At 44.1% G+C, this 18,846-nt stretch carries 20 protein-coding genes and 3 tRNA genes; all 23 read right to left on the reverse strand.

What is annotated here, in order from left to right; genetic code table 11:
- The coding region (locus HMPREF1039_RS04445) for a MutS N-terminal domain-containing protein (protein ID WP_007391256.1) at positions 1 to 335 on the reverse strand (335 nt) is incomplete at its 3' end.
- A 10-nt stretch (positions 336 to 345) separates the two neighbouring features.
- Entirely contained in the window at positions 346 to 1,674 is a 1,329-nt protein-coding gene (gene miaB, locus HMPREF1039_RS04450) for a tRNA (N6-isopentenyl adenosine(37)-C2)-methylthiotransferase MiaB (protein WP_007391255.1), read from the reverse strand.
- A gap of 98 nt (positions 1,675 to 1,772) precedes the next feature.
- Positions 1,773 to 2,324 (reverse strand): phosphoribosyltransferase family protein, encoded by a 552-nt coding sequence (locus HMPREF1039_RS04455; protein ID WP_007391286.1) that lies wholly within the window; start codon positions 2,322 to 2,324, stop codon positions 1,773 to 1,775.
- A 52-nt stretch (positions 2,325 to 2,376) separates the two neighbouring features.
- Positions 2,377 to 3,087 (reverse strand): twin-arginine translocase subunit TatC, encoded by a 711-nt coding sequence (gene tatC / locus HMPREF1039_RS04460; RefSeq protein WP_007391213.1) that lies wholly within the window; start codon positions 3,085 to 3,087, stop codon positions 2,377 to 2,379.
- On the reverse strand, positions 3,071 to 3,292 hold the full coding sequence (locus HMPREF1039_RS04465) for a Sec-independent protein translocase subunit TatA/TatB (RefSeq protein ID WP_232217198.1): 222 nt from the start codon (positions 3,290 to 3,292) through the stop codon (positions 3,071 to 3,073). Before HMPREF1039_RS04465 ends, tatC begins: the two co-directional genes overlap by 17 nt.
- Before the next feature lie 70 nt (positions 3,293 to 3,362).
- Positions 3,363 to 3,447 (reverse strand) — tRNA-Leu (locus HMPREF1039_RS04470).
- Positions 3,448 to 3,699: 252 nt separating this feature from the next.
- The gene (locus HMPREF1039_RS04475) at positions 3,700 to 4,389 is read right to left on the reverse strand and encodes a TVP38/TMEM64 family protein (RefSeq protein ID WP_232217199.1); all 690 of its coding nucleotides are present in this window, start codon (positions 4,387 to 4,389) and stop codon (positions 3,700 to 3,702) included.
- A 121-nt stretch (positions 4,390 to 4,510) separates the two neighbouring features.
- Positions 4,511 to 5,518, reverse strand: a complete 1,008-nt coding sequence (locus HMPREF1039_RS04480) for an SLAC1 anion channel family protein (protein WP_007391307.1) — start codon at positions 5,516 to 5,518, stop codon at positions 4,511 to 4,513.
- A gap of 66 nt (positions 5,519 to 5,584) precedes the next feature.
- Positions 5,585 to 6,373 carry a tRNA pseudouridine(38-40) synthase TruA gene (gene truA, locus HMPREF1039_RS04485; RefSeq protein WP_039891805.1) on the reverse strand — a complete coding sequence of 263 codons (789 nt, stop codon included), beginning with the start codon at positions 6,371 to 6,373 and terminating at the stop codon, positions 5,585 to 5,587.
- Positions 6,370 to 7,170, reverse strand: coding sequence for an energy-coupling factor transporter transmembrane component T family protein (locus HMPREF1039_RS04490; protein WP_007391289.1), 801 nt, complete (start codon positions 7,168 to 7,170; stop codon positions 6,370 to 6,372). Before HMPREF1039_RS04490 ends, truA begins: the two co-directional genes overlap by 4 nt.
- Positions 7,160 to 8,029, reverse strand: coding sequence for an energy-coupling factor transporter ATPase (locus HMPREF1039_RS04495; RefSeq protein WP_007391276.1), 870 nt, complete (start codon positions 8,027 to 8,029; stop codon positions 7,160 to 7,162). The genes HMPREF1039_RS04490 and HMPREF1039_RS04495 overlap by 11 nt, the downstream gene beginning before the upstream one ends.
- Positions 8,020 to 8,853: an energy-coupling factor transporter ATPase gene (locus tag HMPREF1039_RS04500; protein ID WP_007391278.1), complete on the reverse strand. Its 834-nt coding sequence runs from the start codon at positions 8,851 to 8,853 to the stop codon at positions 8,020 to 8,022. The genes HMPREF1039_RS04495 and HMPREF1039_RS04500 overlap by 10 nt, the downstream gene beginning before the upstream one ends.
- 92 nt (positions 8,854 to 8,945) lie before the next feature.
- On the reverse strand, positions 8,946 to 9,494 hold the full coding sequence (locus tag HMPREF1039_RS04505; protein ID WP_007391230.1) for a DUF805 domain-containing protein: 549 nt from the start codon (positions 9,492 to 9,494) through the stop codon (positions 8,946 to 8,948).
- Positions 9,495 to 9,680: 186 nt separating this feature from the next.
- Positions 9,681 to 10,187 (reverse strand): anaerobic ribonucleoside-triphosphate reductase activating protein, encoded by a 507-nt coding sequence (gene nrdG / locus HMPREF1039_RS04510; protein ID WP_007391300.1) that lies wholly within the window; start codon positions 10,185 to 10,187, stop codon positions 9,681 to 9,683.
- Between the two features lie 11 nt (positions 10,188 to 10,198).
- Positions 10,199 to 12,349 (reverse strand): anaerobic ribonucleoside-triphosphate reductase, encoded by a 2,151-nt coding sequence (nrdD, locus tag HMPREF1039_RS04515; protein WP_007391294.1) that lies wholly within the window; start codon positions 12,347 to 12,349, stop codon positions 10,199 to 10,201.
- A 235-nt stretch (positions 12,350 to 12,584) separates the two neighbouring features.
- Positions 12,585 to 13,295, reverse strand: a complete 711-nt coding sequence (locus tag HMPREF1039_RS04520; RefSeq protein ID WP_007391224.1) for a tRNA threonylcarbamoyladenosine dehydratase — start codon at positions 13,293 to 13,295, stop codon at positions 12,585 to 12,587.
- Positions 13,292 to 13,660 (reverse strand): VOC family protein, encoded by a 369-nt coding sequence (locus HMPREF1039_RS04525; RefSeq protein WP_007391265.1) that lies wholly within the window; start codon positions 13,658 to 13,660, stop codon positions 13,292 to 13,294. Before HMPREF1039_RS04525 ends, HMPREF1039_RS04520 begins: the two co-directional genes overlap by 4 nt.
- Positions 13,661 to 13,694: 34 nt before the next feature.
- Positions 13,695 to 15,404, reverse strand: coding sequence for an SbcC/MukB-like Walker B domain-containing protein (locus HMPREF1039_RS07905; RefSeq protein WP_235720032.1), 1,710 nt, complete (start codon positions 15,402 to 15,404; stop codon positions 13,695 to 13,697).
- Complete coding sequence (locus tag HMPREF1039_RS07910) at positions 15,292 to 16,794, reverse strand: AAA family ATPase (protein ID WP_083811857.1); 1,503 nt, start codon at positions 16,792 to 16,794, stop codon at positions 15,292 to 15,294. The genes HMPREF1039_RS07905 and HMPREF1039_RS07910 overlap by 113 nt, the downstream gene beginning before the upstream one ends.
- On the reverse strand, positions 16,737 to 17,885 hold the full coding sequence (locus HMPREF1039_RS04535; RefSeq protein ID WP_007391259.1) for an exonuclease SbcCD subunit D: 1,149 nt from the start codon (positions 17,883 to 17,885) through the stop codon (positions 16,737 to 16,739). Before HMPREF1039_RS04535 ends, HMPREF1039_RS07910 begins: the two co-directional genes overlap by 58 nt.
- Before the next feature lie 64 nt (positions 17,886 to 17,949).
- Positions 17,950 to 18,360, reverse strand: coding sequence for a Fur family transcriptional regulator (locus HMPREF1039_RS04540; protein ID WP_007391247.1), 411 nt, complete (start codon positions 18,358 to 18,360; stop codon positions 17,950 to 17,952).
- A 264-nt stretch (positions 18,361 to 18,624) separates the two neighbouring features.
- Positions 18,625 to 18,716, reverse strand: a tRNA-Ser gene (locus tag HMPREF1039_RS04545).
- Between the two features lie 40 nt (positions 18,717 to 18,756).
- Positions 18,757 to 18,833, reverse strand: a tRNA-Pro gene (locus HMPREF1039_RS04550).
- Between the last annotated feature and the right edge of the window lie 13 nt (positions 18,834 to 18,846).

An 18,846-nucleotide genomic window follows, 5' to 3' on the forward strand; every position in this document is an offset into this window, starting at 1 on the left:
TTAATAACTTTTATAATCTCCCGTTTCACAATCCCTTTCGCGGCTTTAGGATCTTCCATCTGTTCACAAACCGCAACCTTATATCCTTTTTGTACCAACCTTTCAATATACGTATCCGCCGAATGAAAGGGTACTCCGCACATCGGTACCTTTTCTTTATTACCGCCGGCACGTCCCGTCAAGGTTAAATCCAATTCCCGCGATACGGTAAGCGCGTCTTCAAAAAACATTTCATAAAAATCGCCTAAACGAAAAAATAAAATTTTATCCCGACACCGCTCTTTCACTTCCATGTATTGCTTCATCATGGGAGTCAACTTAATCGCCTCCGCCATTCGTTCCTCCTTAGTGAATTACATGCCCCTTTAAAACCCAAGTCTGTCCTTTATCAACCATTACATCGGCCGTATCGCCGATCTGAACGGAACCGTCTTCTTCCCAAATGATCATTTTATTTCCCCGCGTCCGCCCGAACCAATGCCGGGCATCATTTTTGGTCGGTCCTTCTACAATTACTTCATACGAACGCCCTTCCATCTCCCGGTTCAACGCTAAACTGGTTTCATTTTGTATATCCATCAAACACTGTAACCGCCGACTCTTTTCCGCCGCCGCCACTTGATCCGGCCAAGTCGCCGCCGGCGTACCCGTACGCGGCGAGTAAATAAAGGTATAGGCCATATCATAGCCGACCTGACGAATAAGCTGCAAGGTTTCTTGAAACATCGCTTCCGTTTCTCCCGGAAAGCCGACGATTAAATCCGTCGTTAATACCAAATCCGACATTTTTTTTCGGGCATACGCGATTAAGTCTAAATAATGTTCAACCGTATACCCGCGGTTCATGCGTTTAAGCATAGCATTGGAACCGCTCTGAATCGGTAAATGCAGATGATGCACCACTCGTGAACCGGCAGCAATCGCATCAATCATAGCCGGCGTCATATCCTTCGGATGACTCGTCATATACCGAATACGTTCCACTCCCGGTACCGTTTCCAATGCTTCCACCAAGGTGCCGAAATCCGTACCGTCCCGTAAATCCAATCCGTACGAATTGACGTTTTGTCCCAACAGCGTCACTTCTTTATAGCCGTCTTTTCCCAGCTGCGCCACTTCCCGCACAATTTCCGCCACCGGCCGACTCACTTCGCGACCTCGCACATGAGGAACAATACAATACGTACAAAATTTATTACACCCGTTCATAATGGGCACCCAAGCAAAAAATTTATGAAACCGTTTAGTAGGCAAATCATGAAAAGCCGGCAAAGACATGTCCGCAGCTAATGCATGCCCGGACTTTCCTTGCCGTTCTTGCAACAACGCGGTTAACTTATGAATATTATGCGTGCCGATAACTAAATCGATGTGAGGAGCACGTTCAAATAAGCGTTCTTGCCATTCCTGCGCCATGCATCCCGTGACGGCAATGACCAACTCGGGATTCCGTTCTTTATAATGTTTTAATTCCCCAATCTTGCCCAACGTTTTTCCTTCCGCCGTTTCCCGCACGCAACAAGTATTGAGCAAAATTACATCCGCTACATCCATTTCTTCCGTCAACCGGTAGCCTAACGCTTCCAACTGCCCGGCATACCGTTCACTGTCGCTGGAATTCATTTGACATCCATACGTCGCAATATACGCAAATTTATTTCCTAAAACATCCATCAGGTTCAACACTCCATATACTATATAAGAATTTAATTGTATCTTATATCATACCATAGGGCCCCAACGCACGCAAATTCTCTTTTGTACCTGCTTGCTTATAACGGAGAAAAAAGCGGTAAAGTTTCTAAAAAAATAATGTCTTTTCGTTGAGCCGCTTTTCCTTCCGCCAAAATAGCGGCCTGTCCCACCGAAACAGCCCCCGCTTTTTGTGCCAATTCCGCCAACGCCCGCATAGAACCGCCCGTACTGATCACATCATCCACTAACAATACGCGTTTCCCGGAAATCGTTTCCACATCGGCGGACGATAGATACAATCGTTGCTTTCCTTGCGTCGTAATCGATTGATCTTCCACCCAAATCGGATCTTCCATATATGCTTTTACCGATTTTCTCGCCACAATATACCGGGAATGCCCCATACATTCCGCCAACGCGGCCGCCAGAGGAATCCCTTTGGTTTCCGCCGTCATAATATACGCAGCTTGTTGCGGTACTTTCAATGATAACTCCCGTGCCGCCCGCCGTGTCAATTCCACATCTCCTAAAATAACAAATGCGGCAATAGCCGATGTATCGGATATATTCAAAATCGGTAATCTTCGTGTACATCCGGCTACGGTCAACTCATACCATCTTTTTTTCATCGTCTCCGCTCCTTACCCTACAATATTTTTCATTCATCATACGTATACGCACTCATTTACCGAATAGTATACGTACGGAAAAAATACTTATTTCATACAGCAGAATCATCGGTACGGCAATCATCGTCTGTGTAAACATATCCGTAGTAGGCGATACAACGCCGCCAAAAATAAACGCACCGACTATCATATAACGCCTTTTTTTACAAAGCCCCTGTTCCGTAACAATCCCCATAGCCGCCAACAGCAGAATAACCAACGGCAATTCAAATGCCAGTCCGAACGGCAGTACAAACGATATGACAAAAGAAATATATGCGCTAAGAGAAAGCATAGACTGCACCGAGCTGCCGGAAAAACTCAACAAAAAGCGCACGGCAGTCGGCAATACCAACACATAGGCAAAAGCCAGGCCGCTATAAAATAATAGGACACTGAACGGTAATAAACGCTTTGCTATACGCCGTACGGGCGGCGTTAACGCCGGTGCGAAAAAGGCCCATACTTGATAGATCAAAAAGGGTAAGGTGCCTATGACGCTTACGATTACCGCTAATTCCAAATAGGTAAAAAACACTTCTGTAGGACTGAAAAAATACAATTCCCCCACCGGTGCCGCCAGAATATGAAGAAGATCCCCCATATACCCGTATGCCGCAACGGCACCGCCTGCAATCACCGCCGCAGAGACCGCCAGCCGCCGGCGCAATTCCTGCAAATGCCCGCTGACGGGCATACATTTTTCCTCATTGTTTGCCGTCATGTTCGTCCTCTTTCGCGGTGAGTTCTGCCGGTTTACGCGGTAAGGCGGGATGTTCTTTCCGTATTTCCACTTCTACCGTTTCCGTTTCTTCCATAGCTTGCCGAAATTCACGCACGCATTTTCCTAAGGATCGACTGATTTCCGGTAATTTTTTCGGTCCGAAAACCAATAATGCCACAATCCCGACCAATATCAACTCACTCATTCCCATAGCGTTCCTCCTGCTAAGGCTGATAAGAAAAAAACGCATCCTCCATGAGGATGCGTTGCTATTTTGGTGCCGGAGAAGGGACTTGAACCCCCACGGTGTTACCCGCCTGATTTTGAGTCAGGTGCGTCTGCCAATTCCGCCACTCCGGCATGTTGTCTTTCCTTGTTTCTCAAGGACAAGATTTATTATATCAGATTTTTCATTTTCGTCAAGCACTTTTCTATTTTTCTATACCCTAATCACAAAAAAAGTAGTTTCGAATGCTGCCGGAACCGCATAAAACAAGTTCGAGTTCGTACCTTGCTTAAAGCGGCACTCCGACAGGGGGTAAAGAAATACAAAAACAAGTGCCGAGAAAACGCTTCCCGCTCTCTTGGCACTTGTATCTGTCCGAGCCACTTTCAAAACATCTTGTGTTTTTTTTCTAAATGTTTGCGAAACCAAATAAATCCGTAAATAATCGCTAACAACAAAATAAGACCCAACAATCGTTGCCAATGCTCTTGAATACGTAATAAATCATGCCCCAACCACACTTCAATAATAACTGCCGGTAATTTTCCCAAAAAGTTGGCAATAAATTGATCGCGATAAGAAATGTTACTCAAGGCGCCGAAGGCAGTAACAAACATATTGGGCGAATAAGGAATAGCACGTCCAATCATCATTGTTCGCAAACAGCTGTGCGAGTCGAATTTTTCCAACACATGACTCCGTGCCAATAATTTTTGCGCCTGCTTATGAAACAGCGTACGGGTTAATCGAAAACTGATTTCGATACCGATTACTTCCCCTATCCAAGAAATAATAATTCCCGGCACAAGACCGAAAATAATTCCGTTTACCGTTAAAAATAAAATAGAAGGAAAGCCTACCGCATTGACCAACGCAATCATTACCATACTGACAATAACCGCCGCATATCCGAAAGAAGCAATATAATACGCCAATCCGTCCAAATCCCCTTGAATAACCAGCCGTCCCATTTCCGCAAAAAAGCCGGGCAAACACAACTGTACTGCAGCGATCATCAATATGATTAAGAGAATACTGCCGCTTTTTAACAGCCTACTTAAGTTTTTATCAGTCATATATATTCTATCCTTTGTCATTGCACGATCTCATGAAGGCACTTCATGAGTCAGACCTTACTTATTATACGAAAAAAACTTCGTCTTGGCTAGTCAAAGCATATTCCGTCCCCGCCGGTATTTAATACAGTTTCCATAATGTCTTATGATATACGGCCCATAATGTTTTAATCGATAAGTATAAAATCAAGCCTGTCCCGAAAATAAGCAAAGCGCCGGCTAACGTTTTCGTCCATAATGCCGCATGATCTATGCTGTAATGAAGCACGCCATTGGCAAATGCCATCGTCGGGAAACTGCAGGCCCACCATCCCATGCAAAACCGAGAATGCCGCATAACATGTACTATTTTCAGCACGACCGGCCAAAACATAAAAATACCCGCATTAATAAACAATTCCGTAAATGTGTCCGGCTGAAAAGTAGCCGTATAGGTTATATACCCCATGCCGAAAGGGGCCATTAAAATCATTAAACTCGGCTGTACCGCATCGGGCATATGTTTGGAAAAAATACTGTGCGTAAATAATAAAGCAATGACAGGAATCCCGGTTACCAAACCGATGGCCACACAAAATATCGAAATATCATGAAATCCCGGATTTTGTAACATATTACCGGCAACCGGAATCGTTATCGGGCCCAATACCGCCAACAGCCATGCCGGCGTAACCGATTCGACGACTTGATCATCATATAGCCAATGTTTTAATAATACCCAACTGAAAATCATAATTAACAGCATGCCGGCATACCAAAAAAAACTTGCCAGTGCATGATTATAGGGAGATAAAACAGCTGCCAACAATACGGTAGAAACATTGAATGTTCCAAAAAAATTAACTTTTGTCGGGCTGTTCCATTCCGCCAACACGGCGTCGGCGTCACGTTTCCATTTCTGAAAATACCGAATGAAAATAAGCACATATAATAAGAGCGCAAACGCACCGAAGCCTTCGCCGATACCCGCCGGTACGCCCCAAATATCATGTGCCAATCGCCAACCGAAACAAAGCCCACAATATCCCATAGATGCTGAAAATGTCGAAATCGACATAAAATGGACAAACCCGATATTTCGAATTCTGTCCCGCTCGCCACGTTGAATCACTTCAATATGTTTCGTCAAGCTATTCCCCACCTTATTGTCCCGCTAATTTTCTTAGTATTCGGGAACCAGAATTTGTCGGATTGCTTACATAGAGGCACCGGTTATATCCCGCACGACACACCTGCGACGAGCTTCCGTATAAAACACTTCTTCCAAACAAAGTCCGCCTGCCGGTGCTGTTGCCCCTAATTTTTTTCTATCCAACCCTTTCAGTATACGCCTAAAATGAATTGTAGTAAACCTGTGCAGTCCGATATCCGCCAACCCGCCTGCCATATTCCGTACCATATGGTATAAAAAGCCGTCTCCGATAACATGAATCTCTACATTATCTCTATTTTTTTGTATTTGCACGGCATACATCGTTTTTATAGGATTCATAGGGGTCGTATTTTTTCCTTCAAATGCCGAGAAATCATGCGTTCCCAACAAAATATTCGCGCCCTGCCGCATCGCTTCCACATCCAAAGGTTTGCGAATAAACCAACTGTACCGTAATTGAAACGGATCCGGGACGGCGCGATTGACAATACGATAGCAATAATGTTTCCCGCAATTATCATGACGCACACTGAAGTGCGAGGCCATTTCTCTTGCCTGTAATACGGCAATCGTCGGCGGCAAATACGCTTTCATCGCATAAGGAATTTTGTCTACAGGAATAGAGCCGGAAGCGTAAAAATTAACCACTTGTCCGCGGGCGTGCACGCCCGCATCCGTGCGTGCCGCCCCGTAGACCGTAATAGGTTCTTGAAATATACGCGTTAACGCCTCTTCTATATATTGTTGAATAGAAGAGGCGTTAGTTTGTCGTTGAAATCCATGAAAATCCGTGCCGTCGTAGGCCACAATAAGACAAATATTTTTTTTCATAGACACCACCGCACCCCCGCCAAGATAACCGTAATAACAATAATGACGCCCAACGCCGCACCGTCTTTTGCGGTATATTCCAATTCATGCAATCGCGTTCTTCCCGTACCGCCCCGATAACACCGTGCTTCCATGGCAATCGCCAAATCATCCGCCCGCCGAAAAGCACTGACAAAAAGAGGCACCAACAAGGGAATCATATTTTTACCGCGTTGTAAAATATTGCCGCTCGTAAAATTAGCGCCTCGTGCAGTTTGCGCCTTCATAATTCGTTCCGTTTCTTCCAACAACGTGGGAATAAATCGTAACGCAATCGTCATCATCATCGCCAATTCATGAGCAGGCACACCGAAACGCTTAAAAGGATTCAATAAATGTTCAATACCGTCCGTCAAAACAATAGGAGAAGTAGTATACGTCAATAATGACGAAAAAACAATTAAAAAAACCAATCGTGCCGTCATCAGGGCGCCCTGCGTCACGCCTTCCCGGGTAATATGCAAAAATCCCCACTGCCACAAACTCTGTCCCGGCGTGGTAAATACATGAATCCCCATCGTAAACACAATAATAACCCATAAGGGTTTCAAAGATTTGAGAATTAATTTGACCGGTAAGCGGGAAATAATAAAATTACCCATAACAAATATCGCTACAATCGCATAGGTCGCCAAGGAATTCGCCAAAAAAATAGCAATAATAAATAGCATCGTCCCTATAATTTTGGCACGAGGATCCAACCGATGAAGTAACGAATTACCCGGAAAAAATTGACCCAACGTAATATCAGTGAGCATGTTGCTTCTCCTTCCAAGCTTCATAAATCAACCGGGCACCTTCCTCTACCGTATGTACCCGCTCGCCTACCGCCAACCCCCGGTGTTTTAAATAGTGCAACAACTCCGTAATCGGCGGTACCGCCACCCCGGCGCCTTGTAAAAGAGAGCGTTGCGAAGAAAAAATATCTAAAGGATTGCCATCTAAAATCACATTTCCTTGTTTTAATACTAATAAACGATTGGCCATAGCCGCAATGTCTTCCATATTATGTGAAATTAAAATAACCGTTACCCCTTTTTCCTGATGCAATGCACGAATTTGGGCAAAAATTTCCCGTCTCCCGACAGGATCCAAGCCGGCCGACGGTTCATCTAAAATCAAGTATTTCGGAGCCATGGCAATCACCCCGGCAATGGCCACTCGCCGCATTTGTCCCCCGCTCAATCGGAACGGCGAACGATCTTTATACTGTTCATAATCCATGCCGACAAACATCATAGCTTCTTTTACCCGGGCTTGCAGAGCCGGCCCTGTCAGCCCCATATTTTTCGGTCCGAAGGCAATATCTTCGGCAATAGTTTCTTCAAATAATTGATATTCGGGATACTGAAAAACCATCCCTACTTTTCGTTTTGCCTTGCGCGCCGCCTCTTGTTTTTGGGAAATATCCGTCCCATCTATACCGACACGCCCGCCGGTAGGTTGAATCAACCCGTTTAACAATTGCACCAATGTTGATTTTCCTGAACCGGTATGGCCGATAATGCCTATAAAATCGCCTTCTTTAATTTCCAAGTCCAGCGGATATAATGCTTTCTTTTCAAAAGGCGATCCTATCCCATAGGTATACGTCACCGCTTCCAATTTTATGGACATAGTATGTCTCCCAACTCTTCTTTAGTAATGACTTGAGACGGTACATGCACCTGTCTGCGTCGTAACCAATCTGCAACTTCCGCCGCTACCGGAACATCCAATCCCATATTTCGCAATCGTTCCGCTTGCGAAAAAACAGTATGCGGCGTACCTTCTTCCGCCAACACGCCTTCCTGTATGACTACCACCCGATCCGCTTGTACCGCTTCTTCCATAAAGTGCGTAATTAAAACAATCGTAATTCCTTCCGCATGCAGTTGCAATAATGTTTCCATAACTTCCCGCCGACCTTCCGGATCCAACATAGCCGTCGGTTCATCCAATACAATACATTGCGAATGCATCGCTAAAATCCCGGCAATCGCCACTCGCTGTTTTTGCCCGCCGCTCAATAAGTGCGGGCCGTGTTTCGCAAAAGAGGTCATTCCTACTCGTGCTAACGATTGCTTCACCCGTTCTTGAATTTCTTCCGAAGGAACCCCTAAATTTTCCGGTCCGAAGGCAACATCTTCTTCCACAATAGAAGCGACAATTTGATTATCGGGATGTTGAAAAACCATTCCCACTTCTTGACGAATCGCCCATATATTTTTCATATCCGACGTCGCTTTACCGTTAATGATACAACGTCCCGATGTCGGCAATAACAATCCGTTCAAATGCTTTGCCAAGGTAGATTTTCCGGAGCCGTTAGTGCCGATAATCGCGATAAATTCTCCTGCGCCGATGGTTAAAGATATATCTTTAACCGCATATACACACGTACCGTTTTCATCTTCATAAGCATGACTCAAGTGTTCCAATGTAATCATAGGTTCGCTCATGATTTCGCTCCTCTTTTTATTCAGTCTCATTCATTATACATTTTTTACTTTTTTTGTAAAATAAAAAGAACGAAAAAACAGCATAATTAAGCTTATACCTCTCTATCCTCTCCATAAATGTTATCCTTGTCTTTTTTGTTCACAGTAAACAAACACAGATACATTACCGCCGCTGCCGCCAAGAATACATTCCATAAAAGTACATTTTTAACAAGCGGTAAAATGTACAGGCTTAAATAAAAAAATAAAGGAATAATAAAAGCGGCACCTTGTATATTCAAGTCATGACACCGTCGTACACCTAATGAAAATTCGGCAACTACAACAGGAATCGACAAAATAATAAAAATAATAAAAAATAAGATTGCCAAGTCTTGTCGTCCGATAAGTAAAGATTCTACAAAGCGACTATATAAAATTAACGAATATAGGACCTGGGCCGCCATTAACACCAACGTACGTAAAATAAACGGTCGTCGCGCCAATCTTCCTTCCGTACGAAAGTATTTGGCGCGCAAATCCCCTATACTCGTAAAACTGACGGTACCATTTCCGGCACGTGCAGGCAATTCAAATCCTCTACGCAATTTAATTTCCTGCTCCGATCTTTTTTTCAAACGAATTTTTTTCTTCTCTTTCACTGCCTGTTTCCTCCCGCGGGCTGATCATGAATAAAAATGAGATAGTTCCATGTTACCATATTCTCCGCAACGGCTCAATATATTTTACCTTTCTCCGTCGCTGCGGGCGCCGGGTAAACGGACCCTGTAACGCAAAAAAGCCTATGCGCCATTCGAATAACGCACAGGCTTTATACCCTGTTCCCTTTATCTGCCGTCAGGCCAAAGCAACGTAATCGTCCCGCGTTGTAGACTGTCCCGGATCCTAATAATCCGCTGATTGGCAGACCCCCGAAAGAATAATCCCGGATCACGCAATGCATCGATAAACGGTCCGTCCACCAGTACATCACAAAGAGATAACAACTCTTTTTTGTCCCTATCCCGAAGAATTCGTTCATACGTAAAACCGGAATATATCCAAATCGTTTTATCGGGAATACACTGTCGAACCCGTTTTACTAATGCCGTCAATCCCGCCGTATTTTGCATCGGTTCGCCCCCCAATAGAGTCAAGCCGCTGACACTCGGAGACTGCATATACGTAATCACTTGTTGCGTCTCTTTTTCCGTCCACTCCGTACCGGCGGAAAAATCTTGATATTCCTCATTAAAACAGTTTACACAATGATGGGTACACCCGGTCACAAAAACGGAAGTGCGAATCCCGGGCCCATTAGCGACATCAAATTGTCGTATTTGACCATACCGCATACTATCCTCACCTAAATATGAAGAACTCTATTTTTTATTTCTTTTGTTCGCCCTTCATTCCAGAAATTTTCTCCTAAATATCCGCAAGTCCGTCGAATCACCGTCAATTTTGTACGATCCGTATTATGACAACGCGGGCATTCCCATTCATTGTCTTCATTTACTATAATTTCCCCGTCAAATCCGCAAGCATGACAATAATCCAATTTAGTATTAAATTCAGCATAGGAAATATTATCATATATAAACTGAATCATCGACAATACAGCCGACACATTATGTGTCATATTGGGAATTTCCGCATACGAAATGCACCCGCCGGTTGATTTCTTTTGAAACTCCGCTTCAAACAAGAACTTATCGAATACATTAATCGGTTCGCGCACATCCACATGATAACTGTTGGTATAATACCCTTTATCCGTAACATCCGGAATATCTCCGAACCTGGCTCTGTCTATTTTACAAAAACGATTGGTCAAATTTTCCGCCGGTGTACCGTATAGAGCAAACCCGATGCCGGTTTCAGCCTTCCATTTTTTTATATGGTCATCAAACACTTCCATCACTTTGAGTGCAAATGCCTTGCCTTCCGGAGTCGTGTGCGAACAATGCTTCGTTAACAACGTCGCTTCATACATACCGATATACCCTAACGATAACGTGGCATAGCCGCCATAAATAAATTGTTCAATCGTTTCTCCCGGTTTTAATCTGGCAATCGCGCCATATTGCCAATGAATGGGAGATACATCGGACGTAATCCGTTTTAAAAGTTCTACCCGCAAAAGCAGGGCTTTTTTACAAAGCTCCAACCGTTTTTCCAGTATTTGAAAAAACTTTTCTTCATCTCCGTCCGCTAAAATACCGATTTGAGGTAAATTAAGCGATACAACTCCCATATTGAACCGTCCGTCAAATTTATAGTTTCCGTCTTCATCTTTCCAAGGAGATAAAAAAGAACGACATCCCATGGGACTGAATACATTTCCTTCATAAATTTCTTTCATTTTCTTAGCCGAAATATAATCGGGATACATCCGTTTCGCCGTACATTCCGCAGCCAACTCCGTTAAATAAAAATACGGGCTGTCGGCCGTCACATTATGCGTATCCAATACATAAATCAGTTTCGGAAACGCCGGCGTCACATATACATCCGCTTCATTTTTAATACCTTTAATACGCTGACGCAGTAATTCTTCGGTAATCATAGCAGCTTCTTTGGCATAGGCATACTCCGGTTTGAAGTACATAAACAGCGTGACAAACGGCGCCTGTCCATTAGTCGTCATTAAGGTGTTGATTTGATATTGTACAGTTTGAATCCCGTCTTTAATTTCTTTTTTAGTTCGTTTCCAGGCAATTTCTTCCGCTTTTTTCGTATCCGGTTCAATGCCGTATACTTCCCGTTGTTCTTCCACTACGGCAGCCATGTATTTTTCAAAAGACTTACGCACATAGGGCGCTAAAATACGATCAATGCCGTTAATAGATTGCCCGCCGTATTGTCCGCTGGCCACTTGTGCAATAATTTGAGTGGTTACGGTACAAGCCACCTGAAAGGACTTCGGCGTATCTATTTTTTTGCCGTTAATAACCGTACCGTTTTTTAACATATCTTCCAAATTAATCAAACAACAATTAAACATAGGTTGAATAATATAATCCATATCATGAAAATGAATGGCGCCGGAATCATGTGCCTGCACAATATCGGCCGGAATTAATTTTCTTCTCGCAATATCCTTCGATACTTCCCCGGCAATCAGATCCCGTTGTGTCGATACGACATGCCCATTCTTATTGGAATTTTCATTAAGTACATCCAAATTCGTATTATCCAACAAGCCGAACACATCCGAATCGGTAGTGTTCGTTTGCCGTTTAAATGCCTGAATGGCCTTATAATTTTCATACGCCCGGGCGGTTGCCGGATTATTATATTTTAATAAAAATTCATATACTTTATCTTCAATCCCGTATATAGTCATATCTTTACGTAAAGAAACGGCGTAATGTTCGATTTCTTCCGCAATCTTTTCCGCCTGCCCCGGTTCATATACACCGCTGCTGCTGTTCATTGCTTTTTCAATAGCCACCACAATTTTATTGCGATCAAATACCACACGCGTTCCATTGCGCTTGATTACTTCCAACATATAGTTACCCCCACCCGTTTCTCACATATACCGCTCACCCGCGGCCGAATAAAAAGCAATACTCTTTTTGTCTTCTTTGCTGAATACGTCCTTATCATACTATATGTTGTATATGACGTCAATGTGTATACATTACCTTGTATTGTTTCTAAGTATTATCAAAAATACCGCCATGCCGTAACATAGCGGTATTTTCTTCCGCGCTTCTCCTGTGCATAACTGAAAAAAAATTTTTTCAAGCCAATTCCGCCAAATCGCGTATAACGACTCCCCCCATAATCATTCCCACCGCGGCCGGTACAAACGAAATACTTCCCGGTGAAGGATGTGCCTCTGTCGACGCCCGACCAACAGCACACGGTTTTTCTTTAGAATACACCACCTTCACACCGTGAATATTTCGTTTTTTCAATTCTTTCCGCAAAATTTTTGCCAATGGATCTACCGACGTTTTTTCTATGGTAGTTACTTCAAATAATTCCGGATGCAATTTATTTCCGGCGCCCATAGAAGAAATGACCGGAATATGATGTATATACGCTTCTTCAATAACGGCAATTTTTGCCCGCACCGTATCGACAGCATCTACCACATAATTCACCCCGCTTGCGGCAATAAATCCGGCATGCGTTTCAGGTAAATAAAACTCCGCATAGGTTTCTATCTGTAAATCGGGATTAATAGTAAGCAATCGTTCTTTCATAACGTCTACTTTTTTCTTACCTATTGTCGCCGTCGTAGCCCCCAATTGGCGATTTATATTGGAAGGATCGAAACAGTCGGCGTCCATCATAATTAATTTGCCAATCCCCGCCCGTACCAACGCTTCCGCCGCAAAGGAGCCCACGCCGCCCGCGCCGAATAAAAGCACGGCCCGTTCGGCTAACAACGCTACCTTCTCACGGCCGATAAGACGCTCCGTACGCTGTGTGTATAACGGATTCATGCCCGCACCTCCGGAATAATTTCCAACCAATAGCCGTCAGGATCGGCAATAAAGTAAATGCCCATTTCCGAATTTTCATATACAACACAGCCCATTTTTTTATGTTTTGCCAATGCTCCTGCAAAATCTCGTACACTAAATGCCGTATGAAATTCATTTTCTCCTAAATTATAGGGTTCCGTTCTTCCCTTTAACCACGTTAATTCTAAACAAAAAGAGGTTTTGCCGTCCCCTAAATACACAATCGTAAAAGCATCTTTTTCAATTCGTCGTACTTCTTGCAGTCCCAATGCTTCTTCATAAAAAGCTAAACTGCGGGATAAATCCAAGACATTAAAATTCGTATGTAAAAAAACAAAATCCATAGCGCTTCCTCCTTTATATGCGTACCGTTCACCATTACAATAATTCAAAAGCCGCCGCGCTGCCGCGATCACTTTTCGTGATAATCAACCGGGTTGTAATACGTTCCCGCAATTCCGGAACATGCGAAATAATTCCCACCAGCCGACCGTCTCCCTGCAATTGTAATAATGTTTTTAATGCGAAATCCAGCGTTTCTCCGTCCAAGGTGCCGAACCCTTCATCGATAAAAATAGTATCTAAATGAATGCCGCCCGAATAGGCTTGCACTACATCCGCCAACCCCAAGGCCAACGACAAAGACGCTAAAAAGGTTTCTCCTCCCGATAAGGTATTAGCCGGTCGGGCATACCCCGTATAATGATCAAAGACCGCTATATCCAAACCGATTTGCCGCGTACGCTTATCTTCCCAATGCACGGAACGTTGCAATTCATACCGTTGCCGACTCATGGTTTGCAGTCGTAAATTCGCAGCCCGCAACACTTCATCCAATAACGCGCCCAATACATACCGTTCAAAATTAATCCCGGTTTGCTTCCCGCTGATCAATTCATATAATCCGCCTACTACCTTATATTGGTCCATTAATTCCTGCTGTCGCTTATGTCGTGCGGCTATTTTTTGATAAATTTCTTCCGCTTGCTGTACTTGTTGCTTATATTCCGCTTGTTGTTTGATAAGGACATGTAAGTCGTTTTCTCCGGCATCATATTGTTTTTGTTGTATTTCCGGATCGGGGCGACTTTTTCCCTGTATCATCGTCTGCTCCTGCTTAATAATCCCTATAATTTCTTGCCGCCGATCCGTATACTGTTGCAAACATTCCTTTTCTTTTTTTAAATCTACCTGTTTTTGTTGCCATACTTTACACGCTGCAATGTCTGCAAATCCTGCCGCCTGTACGCGTTGCCGCACTTCCGGTTCTTCTTTCTTATATACGTCCTGCAAATATTTATATTGCTCGCGTCGTTCCTTTGCCCTGCCCTTTGCACCTTCTACACTACGCGCCGCTTCATTTTTTCTTTCCTCCGCATGACGTAAGTTCTCTTCATATTCCGCCTGCTTTGTTTGTAATGTATGAATTTCGCTTGTAATCTTATTCGTTAACCGATACGATGCGGGGATCTCCGCTTCCATCTGTTGCTTTTCCGTTTCCTTACGACTGACCTTGGTCGCCCATTGAACTTGTTGCTGCCGACAATCTTGTACTTTTTTTTCTTGTTCCGCTACGCACGTTTCCCACTGGGGAGCTTCTTTCGCCTGTATCTCTTGTTGCCGTAAACTTTTTTCCCATTGTTTACCAAGAAGTTCTCCGTCCTGTATTTCCTGCTGCCATTGCGCCGATGTTTTCTCGTCATTTTCCGGCATAGGCGCTTCTGTATACTGCGTTTGCAAACTTTCCAGAGTACCGCACGCTTTTTCATATGCCAGCTTGCAATCCTGCCATTGCTGTTGCGCCGTATGAGCCGCCTGTTTTTTATCTTCCACTTCCTCTTCGGCGGGAATCCATGCAGTCGGCAAAGCCGGCTGCGGATGCGCCGTCGCGCCGCATACGGGACAAGGAGTCCCGTCCGTTAACGTCTTCGCTAAAATAGATGCCTGTCCTTGTATAAACAAACAATGGGCTCTTTCATACGTACAGGTCGCGTCTGCCGCCGCTTGTTTTGCAGCTTGCAGTTGTTCTTTTATCGCATCTGCCGCCGCTTGTTGCGTCTGTATACGTGTGCGTAAGCTTTCCCGCAATTGCGCTTTTTTGCGCTTCTTCTTGTAAACGAATAATTTTCACTTTTTGCTGCTGCAAAGCCAGTTTTATTGCCGCCGCTTCCTGCACCGCCCGCTGCGCGGCTTGCAACCTTTCTTTATACTGCGTTAACGTTGCCGCTTCTTTTTCAATCGCCTCTTCCCGGTCTCTCGCCTCCTGCCGAACTATTTCCACCTCTCTGCACAAGGACTCGTATCCGGCAGCTTTAGGAAGCCATAACTGTAACTGTACCGAACGCTCCTCATACTGACGGTACAGATCTTTTTTATCCACCCATTGTTGATACGTGTGCACCGCCTTTGCAGCTTGCTTTTCCGCTTCTTTTACTTGTCTGTCGGCCTCTTCCCCGGCACGCGCCGCCTGTTTTCCCCGCTCGATAATATCCTGTAAATAATTGCAGGCATCCGTCAATCTCTGCGCTTGTTCTATGCGTTCAATATTTTTCTTGCGAAGTTCCATAGACTCTGCCTGTGCCGCTAATTTCTCTTCTTCTTTTCGAGCGTTATCTAAAATTTTAAAATGCTCGTCTAAACGCTTAGCTTGTGTCAATTGTACCTGTATGCGGTTAATTTCCTTTTTTTTCGCGGCAATCGCCTCGGTTATGACCCGACATTTATCTTTTCCCTGCCGTATATACTCCGTTAATTCTTCCGGCGTAGCAACCGACACCATCGCCAACGCCTGTGCATTTTGTTCTTCTAAGGTTTGATATTCCTGTTGTAATGCATCATATCGTTCTTTTGCCAATTCTTGAAACCTGGCATATCGTTGCGTATGAAATAAGACCTGCATAATTTGTTGCCGCTCTGTCGAATTAGCCAGTAACAATCGCCTGAAATCGCCTTGCGGCAACAACACTACCTGTCTGAATTGATCCGATTTAAACCCGAGAATCTCCTCTACTTTGGCATTGACGTTTTTCGTCGCCAATACGGCCGTATCCTTTCCCTGCCCGTCCGTTTCATAAAAAGCAACGGCAGCGGCCGCTTTTTTTAATCCTGTTCCACGAATTTTGGCAATTTCCTGCTCCGGACTGCGTTCAATACGATAATATTTGGTTCCTACAGCAAAGGAAAAAGACACTTTGGTCGCCAACGTCGGCGCGGCATATTCACTGCGCATATGCGTACCGGAACGACGATTGCCGCTGGTATCTCCATACAACGCATAACACATAGCATCCAATACCGTCGTTTTTCCGGCTCCTGTAGGTCCGCAAATTAAAAAAAGGCGTCGCGTTCCCAATTTCCGAAAATCAATGACCTGTTTTTCGGCATAAGGTCCGAACGCCTGCATTTCCAAATACAACGGCATCATAACAATCCGTCTCCCCCTTCTTGCCACAAACGACGCCAAAGCGTTTCTGTCCATTCTTTTTCATGTTCCGACAAAGTACGTCCGTCCCGCATAGCCATGGTAAAATTTAAAAACAGTTCCCGCTCATTAGTATGACGCACATCAAACTTTCGTTCCGGCGCCCCCTGAATCATTCGATTGGGAGTTTCTAATGCCAAAACATGCGGATATTTTTTTCGCAATTTTGCCAACCCGTCCAATATCGGTTCTTCATCTTCCAGTCGTACTAACAGAAAATCCTCTTTATTTGCCTCCGGCCGCGTCATAATATCAGCAAACCGACCTTGTATAATCCGCACATCATGCTGCGGTACAAGCGGAATTTGTTCCCATGCAACATGCCCTTTCGCATCTATTTCTACAATACTGACCCCTTTCTTTTGCTTCGCTTCGCCAAATGAATACTTTAATAAACTGCCTGCATACCGCACATTATCCCGACCGCCGGCTTTTTGCGGGCCATGTAAATGACCTAACGCCGTATACGAAAACCCGTCAAAACAAGATACATCCACACATTCACTGCCACCGATAGCCAGGGGCCGTTCCGAATCGCAAGGCACACCGCCGGTTACAAAGGCATGCGCCACACACACCGAGCGGGTATCCTGCACGATTTTTTGTGCCGACCGCAAACACCGCAATGCCGTTTCATGATCTTTTACCGTTTCCTCACTATAATATTGTCGCACTACTGCCGGTTCAGCAAAAGGAAGTAAATAAAAAGAAACCGCTCCGTATCGGTCTTCCAAGACAATAGGACTGTGCAACGTAGCCAATTCCCCGCCGATAAAAATACCTTCTTTTTCCATCAAAGCGTTGCCGAAGGAAAGTCTGGTGGCACTGTCATGATTGCCGCTAATTATAAAACAGGGGACATGGGCTTCCACCGCTATTTTAGTCAATATTTCATCGAATAACGCGACTGCGCCTACAGGCGGTAAGCTTCTGTCATATATATCTCCGGCAATAATCAGCGCTTCTATCCGTTCTTCTTTAATTAACGGTAAAAGTTGTTGCGTCAACACATGGGCCTGTTCTTCCGTCAAATATTCTCCATAAAACATTTTTCCTAAATGCCAATCAGCGGTATGTAAGATTCTCATTTCATACTCCTCATAAAAAAAAGGTTACAGACATAAGATGTTCTATAACCCTTATCTTACTACATTATTCTTTTTCCTGACAGTCCTTACATACACCGATAAATGATAAATTCATATCGTCTATAGAAAAACCCGTTTGTCGTTCCGCTTCCCGTATAAGCGGTTCCTGCTCAATATTCACATCAAACACTTGGTTACATTTCACGCAACGAATATGTGCATGAGATGCCGTTTTGTAATCATATCGATGCGAATCCTCACCGCACTGCAAAACACGTACTACGCCGATCTTGGCAAAAATTTCCATGGTCTTATATACAGTTGCCAGACTCATGGAAGGATAATTCGGCTGCAATTGTTTATAAATACTCTCCGCATTGGGATGTGTCGTATTATGATTAATCGCCTCATACACCGCTAAGCGCTGCGGAGTAACCTTATATCCATTGGTTCTCAACATTTCCGCGATATTCATGAAAGCCTCCTTTTCCCCGATAAGCTATCTGCCGGGATTTTTTTAAATCAGTATTTAAAAAATATTCTTTCTTATATTGTAACCGTTATTAAAACAAATTTCAATATTTAAATAATGTTTCAACAAATTCAAACATTTTCGCCCTACAAACCGCAAGAATATACCGCTTTCTTTATACACAATCAAACTATCTCATCATTCGCCGGCAAGCTGTCAACTCACACACAAAAAAAAGAACCCACTAACGTAGATTCTTTCTTGTACTGGCGGAGAGGGAGGGATTCGAACCCTCGGTAGAGCGATAGCCCTACACATGATTTCCAATCATGCTCCTTAAACCGCTCGGACACCTCTCCAAATTATATACCTACCTTGTCAGAAAACTTATACAAAATATGGTCGGGGCGACAGGATTTGAACCTGCGACCTCTTAGTCCCGAACCAAGCGCGCTACCAAACTGCGCCACGCCCCGCTACCTGACTTGT

This window comes from Megasphaera lornae (genome assembly GCF_000214495.1).
GTDB lineage: Bacteria > Bacillota > Negativicutes > Veillonellales > Megasphaeraceae > Megasphaera > Megasphaera lornae.

Bases quoted from the DNA above. Each gene is read 5' to 3' on its own strand.
- HMPREF1039_RS04495 (WP_007391276.1), bottom strand. From the start codon at position 8,029: ATGTCCATAAAATTGGAAGCGGTGACGTATACCTATGGGATAGGATCG.
- HMPREF1039_RS04490 (WP_007391289.1), bottom strand. From the start codon at position 7,170: ATGCTCACTGATATTACGTTGGGTCAATTTTTTCCGGGTAATTCGTTA.
- HMPREF1039_RS04500 (WP_007391278.1), bottom strand. From the start codon at position 8,853: ATGAGCGAACCTATGATTACATTGGAACACTTGAGTCATGCTTATGAA.
- miaB (WP_007391255.1), bottom strand. From the start codon at position 1,674: ATGGATGTTTTAGGAAATAAATTTGCGTATATTGCGACGTATGGATGT.
- HMPREF1039_RS07910 (WP_083811857.1), bottom strand. From the start codon at position 16,794: ATGGACAGAAACGCTTTGGCGTCGTTTGTGGCAAGAAGGGGGAGACGG.
- HMPREF1039_RS04535 (WP_007391259.1), bottom strand. From the start codon at position 17,885: ATGAGAATCTTACATACCGCTGATTGGCATTTAGGAAAAATGTTTTAT.
- truA (WP_039891805.1), bottom strand. From the start codon at position 6,373: ATGAAAAAAAATATTTGTCTTATTGTGGCCTACGACGGCACGGATTTT.
- tatC (WP_007391213.1), bottom strand. From the start codon at position 3,087: ATGACGGCAAACAATGAGGAAAAATGTATGCCCGTCAGCGGGCATTTG.
- HMPREF1039_RS04540 (WP_007391247.1), bottom strand. From the start codon at position 18,360: ATGAATATCGCGGAAATGTTGAGAACCAATGGATATAAGGTTACTCCG.
- HMPREF1039_RS04455 (WP_007391286.1), bottom strand. From the start codon at position 2,324: ATGAAAAAAAGATGGTATGAGTTGACCGTAGCCGGATGTACACGAAGA.
- HMPREF1039_RS04475 (WP_232217199.1), bottom strand. From the start codon at position 4,389: ATGACTGATAAAAACTTAAGTAGGCTGTTAAAAAGCGGCAGTATTCTC.
- HMPREF1039_RS04525 (WP_007391265.1), bottom strand. From the start codon at position 13,660: ATGGATTTTGTTTTTTTACATACGAATTTTAATGTCTTGGATTTATCC.
- HMPREF1039_RS04520 (WP_007391224.1), bottom strand. From the start codon at position 13,295: ATGAATCCGTTATACACACAGCGTACGGAGCGTCTTATCGGCCGTGAG.
- nrdG (WP_007391300.1), bottom strand. From the start codon at position 10,187: ATGCGGTATGGTCAAATACGACAATTTGATGTCGCTAATGGGCCCGGG.
- nrdD (WP_007391294.1), bottom strand. From the start codon at position 12,349: ATGTTGGAAGTAATCAAGCGCAATGGAACGCGTGTGGTATTTGATCGC.
- HMPREF1039_RS04465 (WP_232217198.1), bottom strand. From the start codon at position 3,292: ATGAGTGAGTTGATATTGGTCGGGATTGTGGCATTATTGGTTTTCGGA.